Source organism: Vibrio renipiscarius, from assembly GCF_000827885.1.
Classification (GTDB): domain Bacteria; phylum Pseudomonadota; class Gammaproteobacteria; order Enterobacterales; family Vibrionaceae; genus Vibrio; species Vibrio renipiscarius.
In genome coordinates this window covers 150,403-166,686 of sequence record NZ_JTKH01000023.1, presented here as the reverse complement: position 1 = coordinate 166,686, position 16,284 = coordinate 150,403, and the positions used below count along the sequence as shown (strand labels likewise).

Sequence of the window (16,284 nt, the reverse complement as noted above, 5' to 3'; positions counted from 1 at the left end):
CATGATTGAAGCGGATCGATTGATCGCACCAGATATGCCGGTCTCACGCGAAGAAGACGTGATCGACCGCGCTATTCGCCCGAAGAAGCTGGCAGACTATCGTGGCCAAGACCACGTACGAAGCCAAATGGAAATCTTTATCCAAGCGGCCAAACTTCGTGGTGAGCCATTAGACCACTTGCTTATCTTTGGCCCTCCGGGACTTGGTAAAACAACGCTGGCGAATATTGTCGCGAACGAGATGGGCGTGAACATTCGTACCACTTCTGGACCTGTACTCGAAAAAGCGGGCGACCTGGCCGCATTGCTGACCAACCTTGAAGAAAATGACGTGCTCTTCATCGATGAAATACATCGCCTTAGCCCAATGGTTGAAGAAGTGCTCTATCCAGCAATGGAAGACTATCAGCTCGATATTATGATTGGTGAAGGCCCCGCAGCCCGCTCAATCAAAATTGATTTGCCTCCTTTTACGCTTATTGGCGCGACGACCCGTGCAGGATCGCTCACCTCGCCATTACGTGACCGTTTTGGTATTACACAACGTCTTGAGTATTACCAAGTCCCTGACTTGCAGCATATCGTTCAGCGCAGTGCCGATTGCTTAGGGTTATCGATGGAATCGGAAGGAGCGCTTGAAGTTGCTCGTCGTGCTCGTGGTACGCCACGTATCGCGAACCGCTTATTGCGCCGAGTGCGCGATTATGCCGAAGTGAAAGGCAATGGACACATTAGCCCAGATATTGCGGATAAAGCGCTTAATATGCTTGATGTCGATGCGCAAGGCTTCGATTACATGGATAGAAAGCTATTGCTCGCTATTATGGAAAAATTTGGCGGTGGACCGGTTGGCTTAGACAACATGGCTGCAGCGATAGGCGAAGAAAAAGACACCATAGAAGATGTTCTTGAACCTTACCTTATCCAACAAGGTTATTTACAACGTACTCCTCGCGGTCGAATTGCCACTGATCGTGCTTATTTGCACTTTGGTATTGATAAGTAAACTTTGATTACCAATCTGATCGTTCCCACTCAGGTGTTCGTAAAAAATTACGATAATTTGTGAACATTTGAGTGAGTTTGTTTTTATTCTCTCTTCAAAACTCATTGGTTGTGTCTTCGGTCACATTTAATCGATCTGATTTAGCGCTGTTTAAGTAGCGGGAATTCATGATTTGTTAATGTTCCAGAAGATTTATACGCCGTTTCACCTCTCATTTTCACTATCCACCATCGGCATAGTTGCCAAAATCTTGACTTAGATCAATCTGGTGCATTTTTGTTCGGGAATGCAAATTTAAACTTGATGTAGATCAAAGCGCACCTTTACTAGAAACCTTTTGAAACATCGGGCTTTTAGCAGTAATATTAGAGATAGCTATATTAGCTGATGCTTAACAATTAACTAACCATTGCGGCACATGTTTGCAACAAAAAGATGTTCTTATTAACATCTCTCGACTTGGTTCAACTGTCGAGGTGCCAAAGCAATTAATGTAGAGCGTGTCTTTCAGCCGACACATAGGAGTTACCATGATTGACATAGTTGATCTATCGCGGTTGCAGTTTGCTTTAACTGCGATGTATCACTTTCTATTCGTACCACTGACCCTAGGTATGGCATTCCTGCTTGCCATCATGGAATCACTGTACGTAATGACCGATAAGCAAATCTATAAGGACATGACAAAGTTCTGGGGTAAGCTTTTTGGTATTAACTTCGCCCTTGGTGTGGCTACAGGCCTAACCATGGAATTCCAGTTTGGTACGAACTGGTCTTATTATTCCCATTATGTAGGTGATATCTTCGGAGCACCTCTTGCCATTGAAGCCCTCGTTGCTTTCTTCTTAGAATCCACTTTTGTAGGTTTATTCTTCTTTGGTTGGGATCGACTGACAAAACGCCAGCACTTAGTGGTGACGTGGTTAGTTGCATTGGGTTCAAACTTCTCTGCGCTTTGGATTCTTATCGCGAACGGCTGGATGCAAAACCCAGTTGGCGCTGAATTCAACTTTGAAACCATGCGTATGGAAATGGTGAGCTTTGCTGATGTGGTGTTAAACCCAGTTGCTCAAGTTAAATTCGTTCACACCGTGGCTTCTGGCTACACCTGTGGCGCGATGTTTGTTCTTGGTATCAGCTCTTACTACCTAATTAAAGGTCGTGACGTCGCGTTTGCACGTCGTTCGTTTGCTATTGCAGCATCGTTCGGCATGGCCGCTATTCTTTCAACAATCGTACTGGGTGATGAATCGGGTTACGAGCTAGGCGAAGTTCAGAAAGTGAAACTGGCCGCAGTTGAAGCTGAATGGCATACAGAGCCTGCACCTGCCGCGTTCACGCTATTTGGTTTCCCAAACCAAGAAACGATGGAAACCGACTACGCGATCAAGATCCCTTACGTCATGGGTATTATCGCAACGCGTTCTTTCGATGAGCAAGTAACAGGCCTGCACGATCTTCGTGAAGACCACGTAGAGCGTATCCGTACGGGTATGTACGCGTACGAATTGCTAGAAAAACTTCGCTCAGGTGATAAATCAGAAGCGAACATGGCCGCGTTTGATGAAGTGAAAGGTGACCTAGGTTACGGCTTACTTCTGAAGCGTTACACTGACACCGTTACGGATGCGAGCGAAGCACAAATCCAAGCGGCAGCGGATGACTCTATCCCGACAGTATGGCCGCTATTCTGGTCGTTCCGTATCATGGTTGCCTGTGGCTTCATCATGTTGTTTGTCTTCGGTGCTGCATTCTGGCAAACCTGTCGTCAAAAGATTGAGCAGAAAACGTGGGTTCTTAAAGCCGCGCTATTTAGTATTCCATTACCTTGGATCGCAATTGAAGCGGGTTGGTTCGTTGCAGAATATGGTCGTCAACCATGGGCAGTCGGTGAAATTCTACCGGTTCATGTTGCGGCATCTGCTCTGACAGCGGCGGAAATTTGGACTTCACTATTTGCAATTCTAGCGCTTTACACGGTGTTCTTGATTGCTGAAGTTTACCTAATGGTTAAGTTTGCACGTAAAGGACCAAGCAGTCTGAAAACAGGCCGCTACCACTTCGAACAAAACGCTGACTCTGTTGAAGACAAAGTTAGTCGCCAAGTAGAAGCGTAAGGAGAAAGAATATGTTTGATTACGAAATCTTGCGATTCATCTGGTGGGTACTGATTGGTGTGCTGCTGGTTGGTTTCGCGATTACCGATGGTTTCGATATGGGTGTAGGCGCGCTTGTGCCTATTATCGGTAAGAACGACACTGAACGTCGCGTGATGATCAACTCGATCGCACCGCACTGGGATGGTAACCAAGTATGGCTTATCACCGCGGGTGGCGCTTTGTTCGCAGCATGGCCGCTTGTGTACGCAACGTCGTTCTCAGGTTTCTACCTGGCGATGATTCTGACGCTTGCCGCACTATGGCTACGTCCAATCGGTCTTGATTATCGTTCGAAAATTGAAGATAAAAAATGGCGTAACACTTGGGATATCTGTATCTCAATCAGTGGTTTCGTTCCGCCAATCATCTTCGGTGTCGCGTTTGGTAACCTACTGCAAGGCGTACCGTTCGAACTAAGCGATTTCATGATGCCGACGTACCACGGTTCGTTCTTTGGCCTATTGAATCCATTCGCGTTGCTGTGTGGTTTTGTTAGCTTGTTCATGATCTTGATGCAAGGTGCTGCTTGGCTACAAATGAAAACGACCGATGCGGTCCATACTCGTGCACGTAACGTCGCGCAAGTTATGGGTCTTCTAACGGTCGCGACATTTGTGATTGCAGGCTTCTTCATCCAAGGTATGGAAGGTTACGTTGTTAAATCTGTGATTGACACTGGCGCGGCATCGAATCCACTAACGAAAGAAGTGGTTCGTGAAGCAGGTGCATGGATGAACAACTTTGACGCTTACCCAGCGCTTTGGGCTGCGCCGCTATTAGGTATCGCAATGCCATTGCTTGCAGTACTTGCGTCTCGCTTTGAAAAATGTGGTTTTGCATTCCTATTCTCAAGCTTAGGTAATGCCGGCATTATCTTCACTGCGGGTCTATCAATGTTCCCGTTCGTGATGCCATCAAGCCGCGTTCCAAGCCATAGCTTGACAATGTGGGATGCGACATCCTCTGAACTAACGTTGAACCTGATGACGGGCGTTGCTTTTGTCATGGTGCCGATCATTCTTGGTTACACCACGTGGACGTACTACAAAATGTTCGGCCGCTTGGACAGCAAGTTCATTGAAGAAAACAAAAACTCACTTTACTAAGGAGCAATCATTATGTGGTATTTCGCATGGATTCTAGGTGTACTGCTTGCTTGCGCATTCGGTATCATCAACGCTCTTTGGTTAGAGCATTCAGAAATGATGGATAAAGACAGTGAGTGATCTCGCTGCAAAGGTGGCGAAGTTACATGCCCCTTTAGATAAGTCTCTGCTAAGAGGCTTATCTCTGATTTTAGGTTTTTTCCACGTCGCGATGGTGATGTGGGACCCTCATGCGTATTCAGAGGCGATAGGCGGATTTAATTCGGTTATCTCTCCTCTGATGATTTGGGCGATTTGCTCAAGCATGGTGTTTGGTTTGTCATTCAAACCGTATAACTGGTATTGGCAGATTCTATTCAGCCCATATTTCAGTTTAACGATCCTTATTTACTTAAGCGTCCTTTACGTTTGGTAATGATTTAGTCCAATAAAACATCAAAAAATCATTGAAATAGCGCCATACTTGATAAGTTGGCGCTATTTTTTTGTCTAACTTCTGAAATCGACTCGTCACGGGTGCACATCGCTCATAGAGTTGGGGTATAGTAATGTTACAAGATAGGATTTTAGAGTTTTATTGTGGATACAAACCTTCAGACTTTTGAATGGCCCGTTACCGTTTATTATGAAGATACTGATGCGGGCGGTGTGGTCTATCACTCCAATTACTTAAAGTACTTTGAACGCGCGCGAACAGAAATGCTTCGCAGTTTTGGTGTTTCGCAACAGACCTTATTGGAACAAAATATTGGTTTTGTGGTCCGACACATGGACATCGACTTTTTGCAGGGTGCACGTCTTGATGACCAGTTGACAGTGCGAACCACCATTTCAGATTTAAAAAAGGCCTCGTTAACCTTCTGTCAGGAGATCGTCAATCCTGAGAGTAAAACATTGTGCAGAACAATGGTTAAGGTAGCATGTATCGATAATCAGAGGATGAGACCTACGGCGATTCCTCAACCAATTTATATGGAGTTTTCTCTAAGTGACCGCTGATATCTCAATTCTTGACCTATTTTTGCAGGCCAGCTTACTGGTAAAGATGGTGATGTTGATCCTTCTTGGTATGTCAATTGCCTCTTGGGCGATGATCATCAAACGTAGCAAGGTACTTTCGCAAGCCCAGAAGGATACCGAATCGTTCGAAGATAAGTTTTGGTCTGGTACCGATCTTAAAATAATTTTCCAAACAGTCGATAAACGTAAAGACGAACTGTCTGGCACCGAAGAGATCTTTTATGCGGGTTTCTCTGAGTTTGCACGTTTGCACAAGTCGAATGCCAATTCTCCCGACTACATTATGGAAGGCACAGGGCGTGCGATGCGTGTGGCGGTGGCTCGTGAAGTGGATGAGCTTGAAACGAATCTTCCTTTCTTAGCCACAGTGGGTTCAATCAGTCCTTATATTGGTCTATTTGGTACCGTGTGGGGCATCATGCACGCCTTTATTGCTTTAGGTGAAGTGAAACAAGCGACATTAGCGATGGTTGCACCAGGGATTGCAGAAGCATTGGTTGCAACGGCAATGGGTTTGTTTGCCGCGATTCCTGCGGTGATGGCCTACAACCGCCTGAGCAACAAAGTCTCGAAGCTTGAGCATAACTACGCGACGTTCTCTGAAGAGTTTCATAGCATTCTGCACCGTCAAGCGATGGCTGGCAGGGAGTAACGCATGGCGGGTTATCAACCTAAAAAACGCAAAATGACCTGCGAGATCAACGTTGTCCCTTATATCGACGTGATGTTGGTGTTGTTGATCATTTTTATGGTGACGTCTCCGTTTGTCACTCAAGGTGTCGAAGTTGAATTGCCAAAGACAACCGCCGCCGAATCCATGCAGGACATGGCTGAAGATCCGAATATGAGCTTCATCATTGTTGAAGTGGATCGTGATGGCAACCTTGGTCTGAGCGTGAATGATGAAGAAGTGATGCGCGGCATCTCACTGCAAGATTTGGTTATTCGCGTCAAGGCAGAGCTAAGTTTGAAGCCTAATTCGCCGGTTGCGGTGGGTGGAGATGCAGCAACGCCGTATGCCGAGATTGTATTGATTTTGGACGAGTTGAGCCGAGCGGGAATCCCGAAAGTGGGCCTGCTAACGGACATCAAGGAATAAGTTCATTCACTCCATGAAAAACACAAAACCCAATAAAAATAAGTTAGGCAAGCCGATCATTATGTCGACAGCCTTACACGCGATTTTGATTGTTGCATTGCTTTGGGGAACCGATTTCACCATGTCAAAACCAGAGCCTGTCGGGCGCATGGTTGAGGCGGTGGTGATCGATCCCGCATTAGTGCGCAAGCAAGCGCAACAAATTCGTGAACAGCGCGAAGAGGCATCACGCAAAGAGCAAGATCGCCTTGATAAATTACGCCGTGAAAGCGAACAACTTGAGAAGAACCGTAAAAGCGAAGAAGAACGCATCCGCAAGCTGAAAGAACAACAAGTTAAAGAGGCGAAAGCGGCGCGTGATGCAGAGAAATTACGCAAGAAAAAAGAACAAGAGCGCAAAGTGGAAGAGGAGCGTGTTCGCAAAGAAACGGAGCGAGCCGTAAAACTTGAACAAGAGCGTAAAAAGAAAGAAGAAGCAATACGAGTAGCGGAAAAGCAGCGCCTTGAAAAAGAAGCCGCTGTCGCGAAAGCAGAGCAACTGCGTATTGAAAAAGAAAAAGCGGCAAAAGCGGCGCAAGAGAAAGCGCGCAAAGAGCAAGAAGCCGCCGCGAAAGCTGAGAAAGAACGCATAGCGAAAGAAAAAGCCGCGAAAGAGGCGGCTGAAAAAGCGCAGAAAGAAAAGCAGCGTTTAGAACGATTAGAGCAAGAACGCAAAGAGCAAGAAGCGGCGATGGACAACATCTTTGCTGGGCTTGAAAGCGAAACTGAACAAAACAGTGCTGCTCATAATCAGTTTGTGGATAGTGAAGTCGCTCGTTACGGCGCGATCTATACTCAGTTGATTACACAAAATTTGTTAGTGGAGGACTACTTCAAGGGAAAGTCTTGTCGAGTTAACTTGCGCCTTATTCCAACAGGAGCAGGGGCCATTGTAGGGAGCTTTAGTATCCTCGATGGTGATAACCGAGTTTGCTCAGCAACGAAACGTGCGGTCGCTCAAGTTCAAAGCTTCCCGTTACCGACAGACCCTGATGTAGTGAATAAACTGAAAAACATCAATTTAACCGTTGAACTTTAAATAAAGGACTAGCTAGTGTTAAAGCGACTAATAATAGGACTTTCGCTCGTGATTGCGAGCACGGTTCAATTCGCCAATGCGGCGCTTGAACTGGTGATTACCGATGGTATTGATTCGGCTCGTCCGATCGCGATTGTACCGTTTAAGTGGGAAGGCGAATCGCCTCTGCCGCAAGATGTCTCAGCGGTGATCGCCTCTGACTTACAACGCAGTGGCAAATTCAGCCCTGTTGCGACGAGTAAAATGCCCCAAACGCCTTATAACGCGGCGGAAGTGAACTTCGATGAGTGGACGCAATTAGGTGTTGATTCATTACTCACCGGTTCCATTTCACAAGACGCCAAAGGCGATTACGTCATTAATTACCAACTGGTGGATGTGGTTCGAGGCCAACTTACCCAAGGTGAAAGCCGTGGATTAGCTGAAGACGGTGAGCTTGTGCTCTCCAACGATCATGTGCTTTTCAATAAGCGCGCGACGGTGCCAGAAGCGCGTCTGCGTGAATACGCTCACCGTATCTCCGATTTAGTTTATGAAAAGCTCACCGGTGAGCGTGGCGCCTTTTTAACGCGCATCGCTTATGTCGTTGTGAGTGACAAAGAATCTTACCCATACCAATTGCGCGTGGCGGATTATGATGGTTACAACGAGCGTTTGGTCTTGCGTTCAAAGCAACCTCTGATGTCACCGTCTTGGTCGCCAGACGGCCAACAAATCGCGTATGTGAGTTTTCAAAATGGTCAGGCTGAAATTTATGTCATGAACATTTATACCGGTGAGCGAGAAAAGCTGACGTCGTACCCACGACACAATGGCGCACCTAAGTTTTCGCCAGACGGTAAAACGCTCGCGTTGGTGCTATCAAAAACCGGCAGCTTGCAGGTTTATACGATGGACATCAACACACGTAAGCTGACGCAAATAACACGTGGTAGATCAAATAATACGGAACCATTTTGGCATCCGGATGGTAAATCCTTGGTATTCACTTCTGATCGGGGTGGTAAACCACAGATTTATCAAGTAAATTTGGCTGATGGAGAGACAAACCGCATTACATGGCAGGGCAGTCAAAATCTAGGCGGTCAGATTACTCCAGATGGACGTTTTCTCGTGATGGTTAATCAAAGCAACACAGGTTTCAACCTTGCAAAGCAAGATTTAGAAACGGGTGCAGTGCAGATTTTAACCAAAACATTATTAGATGAATCGCCAAGTATCGCCCCAAATGGTGGTATGGTCATCTACAGCTCGATCTATAACAAAACCAACGTGTTATCGATGGTTTCTATAGATGGACGTTTTAAAGCCCGATTACCTGCCACGAACGGACGTGTTCGTGCACCTGCGTGGTCTCCGTTTTTGTAGCAAGTAAGTATTTAAAGTAAGGAAAACATAACAATGCAACTTAATAAAGTTCTTAAAGGGTTATTCATTGCACTACCGATTCTTGCGGTAACAGCATGTAGCTCAAGCGATGATGCTGCTAACGCGTCTGGTACAGAAACTAACACTGGCGCTTCAACGGCAACAACAGTTGTAGCAACGCCAATCGATCAGAGCGGTCAGCTAGCTGAGCAAGAGCTTAAAGATCAAGTTATGCAAGCTTCAACGATCTACTTCGAATTCGACAACGCAACGATTGCGAGCGATTACGAGAAAGTACTGGCTCTACATGCGGCATACCTAAGCTCTAACCCAGCGCTAAATGTCACAGTAGAAGGCCACGCGGATGAGCGCGGTACTCCTGAGTACAACATCGCACTTGGCGAGCGTCGTGCTCAAGCGGTATCTATGTACCTTCAAGCACTAGGTGTTAACGCAGACCAAATCGCTATCGTGAGCTACGGCGAAGAAAAACCGCTTGTGTTTGGTCAATCAGATGAAGCATACGCTAAGAACCGCCGCGCAGTTCTAGTGTACTAATTTGAGGAAGACCTCATGTTCAGTAACTTAAAGCAGGTTATTTCGCTTACGTTACTGGCCAGTGCAGCGAACATTGCGTTCGCTGCGCCTGCTCCAGTAGCCGATCTTGGTGGCAGTACCAGCACTTCTCGTACCTTCTCGTCTAGCGAGTCTGATATTCAGCGTTTAGAACGTCTTCTTGAAAATCGAAACCGCGTGCAGCTGAAAATGCAGCAGCAGTTGGATACGATGTCTTTAGAGGTGAGTGATCTTCGCGGGCAAATTGAAAAAAACAACTACGACATGCAGCAAATGTTGCAACGTCAAAGAGAGTTGTTTGTTGAACTTGATAAAGTTCGACAAGACGCGAAAACCGCCGCGGTTGTGCCTGTCGTAACCGATGCGAAACCGGTTGATACGCAAGGTACATTCAGCAGTAATGCCAATGAGCAAACCGCTTATCAAGATGCGGTGGATTTAATTCTTAAGCAACGTGATTATTCAGGAGCCATCAGTGCTTTTGTTCAATTTCAAAAGGATTATCCTAACTCAACGTTTATGCCCAATTCTCATTATTGGTTAGGGCAGCTTTATTTTGCTAAGAAGCAAGACAAAGAAGCGGTGAAGAGTTTTACGGCAGTGCTGACATACCAAGAGTCAAATAAGCGTGCAGATGCATTGGTTAAGCTTGGCGACATTGCCGAGCGCAACAACAATGCGGAGCAAGCGAAGAAATACTATCAACAAGTGGTAACTGAATACCCGGATAGTGCTTCTGCCAAAGTTGCGCAGAAAAAGCTCAACTAAACCGATATTGATAAGAAAAGGCGCGGATGCGCCTTTTTTTTATCCATGCTATCGCTTCAAACGCCTTTGATTCTTGATGTCGATCGGAGTTACAATGATCGGACTAATGGAAGTTGCGTAGAGCAAAGCAATGAGTCACATTCTAGATAAAATCGATACTGTTTACCCTTTTCCTCCGAAGCCAAAGCCATTGACGGCGGAACAGAAGCAAGCCCATATTGCCAATATTAAGCAACTGCTTATTGATAAAGACGCAGTGCTGATTGCCCACTATTACACGGACCCTGAAATTCAAGCTTTAGCGGAAGAGACGGGCGGTTTTGTTGGTGACTCATTAGAGATGGCAAAGTTTGGTAATCGTCATTCTGCGACAACATTAATTATTGCAGGCGTTCGCTTTATGGGGGAGTCAGCAAAAATTCTGACCCCAGAAAAGCGCATTTTAATGCCAACGCTTGATGCAGAATGTTCATTGGATTTAGGCTGCCCAGCAGATAAGTTCGCTGAATTTTGTGATGCACACCCTGATCACACCGTAGTGGTTTATGCAAACACCTCCGCCGCAGTGAAAGCGCGTGCAGATTGGGTCGTTACGTCAAGCATTGCACTTGAAATCGTCGAGCACCTTGATAGCGAAGACAAGCCAATTATCTGGGGGCCTGACCGCCACCTAGGTTCATACATTGCCAATAAAACGGGCGCAGACATGTTGCTTTGGCAAGGTGAGTGCGTGGTGCACGATGAGTTTTCAGCAGACGCATTACGTAAAATGAAAAGCGTCTATCCTGATGCGGCAATCCTTGTTCACCCTGAGTCACCAGCAAGCGTTGTTGAGTTAGCCGATGCGGTAGGCTCAACCAGCCAATTGATCAAAGCAGCGAAAGAATTACCGCAGCAAAAAATGATCGTAGCAACAGACAAAGGCATCTTCTTCAAGATGCAGCAATTGGTGCCAGAGAAAGAACTGATTGAAGCACCAACCGCGGGCGCTGGCGCGACTTGTCGTAGCTGTGCACATTGCCCTTGGATGGCGATGAATGGTTTGCAAGCGATTGAGCAAGCATTAAGTGAAGGTGGCGAACAACATGAAGTCTTTGTTGACGAGGCGCTTCGCGTTAAATCGCTTATTCCACTTAATCGCATGTTAGATTTTGCTGAGCAATTAAACTTGCAAGTAAAAGGTAACGCTTAATCTTTAGCGTTTCACGCGTAATGTAAGCAAACTAAGCGACGAATCTAATTCCGAGAAAACCAGCGTATTGCTGGTTTTTTTTCGCCCAAAATTTGACGACTGTTTTGATCGTTAGTGTTATCGCATCCATTTAACACGTTGCGAAGTGGCGCAAAAATTGTCAGCATTGTATACAATTACACCAATCAACATTAGTGAGTGGCTAGACGTTTGCGCGTTGCTCTAATGACGCCATTCTTTCAAAGACAGTAAAACGACATGATCAGTTACCTTGTTCAGTAAGCGTGATCAGAGACTGATGTTGATTTGTATAAATGATGCGACGATGGATTCTCAACTAGGATAGGTTATGGCAATTTGGTTCTATTTACGGCGCAAGCTTCAATCGACGCTGTTTGATTTAAGCGTCCGAAATTTAGTCTTTTTAACATTGTTTTATGTTGTCATGTCTTGGCTATTATTGACGTTGTCCGGTGAAGAGGACTTGACTCGCGACTGGTCAAATTTTGTCTACTACTTAATGGTGACTGCTTCAACGGTAGGGTATGGAGATTATTCGCCATCGACGAATGCCGGTAAGTGGGTGGTCATATTGTTTGTTATTCCTGGCGGTTTAGCGCTGTTTGCTTCAATTTTAGGGCAAGTGGGGGCTAATCTGGTCGAGTACTGGCGAGCAGGGGTTTTGGGGAAAAGGAAATTGAATACAACGAATCATATTTTGTTACTGGGATGGAATGGCCAGCGAACCTTGCATCTTATTCGGATGCTGCAACATGAAGAAGAGGGCAATCGTCCAATTGTTCTTTGTACCCGCTCAGATATTGAAAATCCGCTTCCTGGCGAAATTGGCTTTATTAAAGTGAGCAGCTATACCGACAGCCAAGAAATGGCGAACGCCAATATCGCTCAAGCGAGTTGTATTGTGGTGGATAACCTTGAAGACGACATTACGCTCTCAGCGTCTCTGTATTGCTCGAATGTAAATGCGAAGGCTCATCTGGTGGCGTATTTTAAAGATGAAGCGCTGAGCGCGCTCTTGAGCCAACATTGCCCTAATGCGGAGTGCATTCCCGCGGTTGGTGCTGAAATGCTCGCCAAAGCGGCGGTTGATCCTGGATCTAGTGCGCTCCATCAAGAGCTGCTCGCATCAACCCGAGGTATGACGCAATATTCCACATATTTTCCTAGCGATGCCGACCCCATTCAAGTAGAAGCAATCTTTTTGTTTTTTAAGAGGCATCATCAGGCCACACTTATTGCCTTGGAAGGGGATAACGGCATGGAGCTTAACCCCGAACTTACAGCAGAAATACAACCCGGGATGAAGTTGTTTTATATTGCTGATGAACGGATTGATGAGTTTAAATGGTCTGAGTTGTGACTATTGAGCGGTCAGTATTGATCTATCACTAATCGTCTATGACTCGTGGCCGATGACTAATGGGCGATGACTAGTAAACGATGGTGATTGAATCATCGTTATTGAGCTATCGTTATTGAGCTTTGGCTATTGAGTTACGGTAATTCAATCATCGCTGCCAATAATGGATAACCGGTAATAAAAAAGCCAGCAGCGGGTGCTACTGGCTTTGTCGATCTAGAACGAGACGATCGCCTTGTTGACAAGGTATCGTGTCGTTATTAATGCGTAAATTTAGTGGTCCGCTTCAACAAGTTGTACGCCACGCATGGTTAAACCTGACAGCATTGTCGGTACCGCATTGAAAATTTCTTCAAATTGCTCAAGACCTTCAACACCTTGTTCTGCGATGGTCGCCATTGAGGTTTCTGGATCATACAGCATGCTTAGGGACAGTAACACACCGCCTAGTAGCGCGTTTTCTTGGCTATCTTCGGGCATGATTGATTCCCAATCATCACGAGAAAGCTGCCAGCCTTGTAAAAAGCCTTCACAAAAATCGCGCGTTTGCTCGGTCACAATCTCTTCATCATCAAGCGCACAATCTGCAGGCCACTGCCATTGATTGCTCAGTAGTGAAGGTCGATATTCATTCCACAATGCAATGACTTGCTCTATATAACTCTCTAGCTGTTCACCATCACTAAACGGGGCAACTTCTTCGCCTCCCCATAGGAAAGGTAGCCATTCATGAGGATCGAGAATATGCGGTGCAGATGCCATTGCCGTCACAAAGCCATGTGTTTTAGCTTGGTTGATCAATTTATCTTGTAGTTCAGGCTGGGCGAGAATGTCTTGTAGAGTCAAAATGAATACCACTACGTCAGTTGTCAATGTTGATGGGGATATAGTAACAGTACCTTAACGACAAAAATAGGTTGCTGTTACTCAGTATTGACTATAATTTCATATAAACTTCAAAAATTCAGTTGGTTATGGATAAGAGCTCATCACTTAAAAGGAAGAGTATATTTGCCCTTGGCATGTACCTTGCCTTTGTTGTCGCCACCATCGGTACCGTCACTTACTTAGTGGTCGAACCCCCGGTAAGGGATCAACTCGTACTCAATCTTGATTCCCGTTCAAAAATCATTTCTAGTCAGATTGAATCGCCTTTAGAACGCTCTTTAGGTGTATTACAAAGTATTGTGAGTATTGGTAATTCTGGTGGAACTCAATCGCAACAAGCGGTTGCGCTTCAATCCCTGTTCAGCGTGGTTGATGGGGTGACGATAAGCGGTGGTTTGTGGCCAATACCGTATTCAATCGACGCGACAAACGCTTACCGCAGTCTGTTTTTTAATCGCGCAAGTGATGGCCTTGTTGACCAAATCTACGCTTGGGATAACCCAGCCTCTGGCGGCTATGATAAAGAATCTTGGTATACCTCCGTGGTGGATAATCCGTTAGGCAGCGTCTCTTGGTCTGCGGTGTATATTGACCCTTTTACTCACGTAAAAATGGTGACGGCTTCTTCCCCTTATTACTCTGATGATCAATTTAGAGGCGTTGCGACAATCGACATCTCGCTTGAAACCCTTATTGATTTTGTTCGTAAACATGCCGAGGAGCATGGACTGGGCGTTTTGGTTCGCGACAGCTTTGGTGAAGTGGTGCTTGAGCATAACTTTAAAGTGGCGGAAGACATTCATATTAGCCAACAAGAGTTTGGGCGCTTCCAATGGACCATAGATGTGGTGAATGCCAATCGCTTGGTTACTGAGCAGGTCTACGACTTGGTCAGAAAAGTCGAGATGGGCATCGTGCCCATTATGCTTTTGTGCGTATTGTTCGGCTATATATTGATCAATCGAACCATTATTGCGCCAATCACATTAATCGCGAAAAAGGTGGATGACTCCAAAGAAGGTGGGATCATTGACATTGATTATCGTCGCAATGATGAAATCAAACATCTCGTTGATACCTTTAATGAAAAAACGGTGTTTCTCGAGCAAGAGAAGAAGAAAGCGCAAGCCTCGACGCGGGCTAAGAGTGCGTTCTTAGCCACTATTTCGCATGAAATAAGAACGCCAATGAATGGCGTGTTAGGCACCGCTCAAATACTGCTTAAAACCGAATTGAGTGATGAACAACGCAAGCATTTAAAGACGCTGTACGATTCTGGTGATCACATGATGCTGCTACTTAATGAAATCCTCGATTTTTCAAAAATCGAGCAGGGGCATTTAGAGCTGGAGCGTGCTCCTTTCCCTCTCGAGTCGATCATTGGCAGCATTAACAGCGTGTATTACACCTTATGTTCCGAGAAAGGGCTGACCTTTAAGATTTATAACGACATCAGTAAAGACCGTTGGTATTTATCCGACAAAGCCCGATTACGGCAAGTGCTGTTTAATTTGCTAAATAACGCCGTAAAATTTACGTCGCAAGGTTTCGTTGATATCCATTTCAATGAAGTGACTCTTGATGATCGTAATTTCCTTACGATTAAGGTGTCTGATTCGGGCATCGGAATTGACCAATCTGCGCAGCAAAAAATCTTTAACCCTTTCGAGCAGGCTGAATCTTCCACGACTCGTCGTTTTGGTGGTACTGGGCTTGGCCTTGCGATAGTCAAACAAATTGCGGGATTAATGAATGGTGATGTGTCCGTACAGAGCTCAGTAGGGGTAGGAACAACGTTTGAAATCTCGCTTGAAATGGAACCGTGTTCACCAGCGAGCCGAGAGGTTATTGAGTGTCGCAAACATGATTACAGTGGCCTAAAAGCGCTTATCGTTGAAGATAATAGAACCAACACCATCATTATTGATTCTTTCATGAGTGGGAAAGGTTTCCAATGTGAGAACGTGGAAGACGGGCAACAGGCGGTCGATGCAATAAAGAATGGTCAGTACGATTTGATCTTAATGGACAATCATATGCCCAATAAAGATGGCATTACCGCCACCGCTGAAATTCGAGCGATGGCAAATGAGCGTGCCGACACACTAATCTTCGGTTGTACGGCTGATCTGTTCAGAGAAACGAGAGAACGAATGCTTGCCGCGGGTGTGGACTGTATTGTCTCTAAGCCGATTGATGAAAAAGAGCTTGATGATATGTTGTCGCGCTACTTTGACAAACTCTATCAGTTTAAGTCATCCCAAGAAGTGATGGAATCGACCCCATTCAATGCGGAACAACAACTGATCTCGCTGTACATTGCTGTCGAGAATGAAAACAGTGAAGAAGTGCAGCAGATACTCAATACCATCCATCATTATGCCCATCAACAGCCCTTGCAGAATGATGAGCAATTGCGTGAAACGTTGGTGCCTTTGATTCAAAAGAAAGTACTTCCCTCTACCCATGAACTAGACGTGCTCACCGTGCTCTTAAAAGACTGTTAGTCCCTAAGTTTATATTGCGGCCGATGATTATTATGCTCAAGTGACCTGTTGGTTACTTGAGCATTTTTGTCTGCTTATACATTGAAAAATAGGTGTTTATTTAGACTTGTTATTTTAATGTGACAGTTAATTCTGC

Annotated in this window: 16 protein-coding genes; 15 read left to right on the top strand and 1 reads right to left on the bottom strand. The window is 45.5% G+C overall.

Going from position 1 to position 16,284, the window contains the following annotated elements:
* Position 1: 1 nt before the first annotated feature.
* From ruvB to OJ16_RS13095, 14 genes are all read left to right on the top strand, one after another.
* Positions 2-1,006 (top strand): Holliday junction branch migration DNA helicase RuvB, encoded by a 1,005-nt coding sequence (ruvB, locus tag OJ16_RS13160; RefSeq protein ID WP_040991446.1) that lies wholly within the window; start codon positions 2-4, stop codon positions 1,004-1,006.
* Positions 1,007-1,536: 530 nt separating this feature from the next.
* Positions 1,537-3,123: a cytochrome ubiquinol oxidase subunit I gene (gene cydA / locus OJ16_RS13155; RefSeq protein WP_040991444.1), complete on the top strand. Its 1,587-nt coding sequence runs from the start codon at positions 1,537-1,539 to the stop codon at positions 3,121-3,123.
* 11 nt (positions 3,124-3,134) lie between these two features.
* Positions 3,135-4,271: a cytochrome d ubiquinol oxidase subunit II gene (cydB, locus tag OJ16_RS13150; protein WP_040991442.1), complete on the top strand. Its 1,137-nt coding sequence runs from the start codon at positions 3,135-3,137 to the stop codon at positions 4,269-4,271.
* 12 nt (positions 4,272-4,283) lie between these two features.
* Positions 4,284-4,391, top strand: coding sequence for a cytochrome bd-I oxidase subunit CydX (gene cydX / locus OJ16_RS19790; RefSeq protein ID WP_000270284.1), 108 nt, complete (start codon positions 4,284-4,286; stop codon positions 4,389-4,391).
* Positions 4,384-4,686 (top strand): cyd operon protein YbgE, encoded by a 303-nt coding sequence (gene ybgE, locus OJ16_RS13140; RefSeq protein ID WP_040991399.1) that lies wholly within the window; start codon positions 4,384-4,386, stop codon positions 4,684-4,686. The genes cydX and ybgE overlap by 8 nt, the downstream gene beginning before the upstream one ends.
* A gap of 164 nt (positions 4,687-4,850) precedes the next feature.
* Positions 4,851-5,270, top strand: coding sequence for a tol-pal system-associated acyl-CoA thioesterase (gene ybgC / locus OJ16_RS13135; RefSeq protein WP_040991397.1), 420 nt, complete (start codon positions 4,851-4,853; stop codon positions 5,268-5,270).
* Positions 5,260-5,943, top strand: a complete 684-nt coding sequence (gene tolQ, locus OJ16_RS13130) for a protein TolQ (RefSeq protein ID WP_040991395.1) — start codon at positions 5,260-5,262, stop codon at positions 5,941-5,943. The genes ybgC and tolQ overlap by 11 nt, the downstream gene beginning before the upstream one ends.
* A gap of 3 nt (positions 5,944-5,946) precedes the next feature.
* A complete protein-coding gene (locus OJ16_RS13125) occupies positions 5,947-6,390 on the top strand; it encodes an ExbD/TolR family protein (protein ID WP_040991393.1) in 444 nt (147 codons plus the stop codon).
* 13 nt (positions 6,391-6,403) lie between these two features.
* Positions 6,404-7,468 carry a cell envelope integrity protein TolA gene (tolA, locus tag OJ16_RS13120; RefSeq protein WP_040991391.1) on the top strand — a complete coding sequence of 355 codons (1,065 nt, stop codon included), beginning with the start codon at positions 6,404-6,406 and terminating at the stop codon, positions 7,466-7,468.
* A 15-nt stretch (positions 7,469-7,483) separates the two neighbouring features.
* The gene (gene tolB / locus OJ16_RS13115; protein ID WP_040991389.1) at positions 7,484-8,836 is read left to right on the top strand and encodes a Tol-Pal system beta propeller repeat protein TolB; all 1,353 of its coding nucleotides are present in this window, start codon (positions 7,484-7,486) and stop codon (positions 8,834-8,836) included.
* A gap of 33 nt (positions 8,837-8,869) precedes the next feature.
* Complete coding sequence (gene pal / locus OJ16_RS13110) at positions 8,870-9,394, top strand: peptidoglycan-associated lipoprotein Pal (protein WP_040991387.1); 525 nt, start codon at positions 8,870-8,872, stop codon at positions 9,392-9,394.
* A 15-nt stretch (positions 9,395-9,409) separates the two neighbouring features.
* On the top strand, positions 9,410-10,180 hold the full coding sequence (gene ybgF / locus OJ16_RS13105) for a tol-pal system protein YbgF (RefSeq protein ID WP_040991385.1): 771 nt from the start codon (positions 9,410-9,412) through the stop codon (positions 10,178-10,180).
* 130 nt (positions 10,181-10,310) lie between these two features.
* Positions 10,311-11,372 carry a quinolinate synthase NadA gene (gene nadA / locus OJ16_RS13100; RefSeq protein ID WP_040991383.1) on the top strand — a complete coding sequence of 354 codons (1,062 nt, stop codon included), beginning with the start codon at positions 10,311-10,313 and terminating at the stop codon, positions 11,370-11,372.
* A 349-nt stretch (positions 11,373-11,721) separates the two neighbouring features.
* Positions 11,722-12,753, top strand: coding sequence for a potassium channel protein (locus OJ16_RS13095; protein ID WP_040991381.1), 1,032 nt, complete (start codon positions 11,722-11,724; stop codon positions 12,751-12,753).
* A gap of 273 nt (positions 12,754-13,026) precedes the next feature.
* Here OJ16_RS13095 and OJ16_RS13090 read toward each other — a convergent pair whose 3' ends face one another.
* A complete protein-coding gene (locus OJ16_RS13090; protein ID WP_040991808.1) occupies positions 13,027-13,599 on the bottom strand; it encodes a UPF0149 family protein in 573 nt (190 codons plus the stop codon).
* Positions 13,600-13,727: 128 nt separating this feature from the next.
* Here OJ16_RS13090 and OJ16_RS13085 point away from each other — a divergent pair, with 128 nt between their 5' ends.
* Positions 13,728-16,148, top strand: a complete 2,421-nt coding sequence (locus OJ16_RS13085; protein ID WP_040991379.1) for a hybrid sensor histidine kinase/response regulator — start codon at positions 13,728-13,730, stop codon at positions 16,146-16,148.
* The last annotated feature ends 136 nt before the right edge of the window (positions 16,149-16,284 follow it).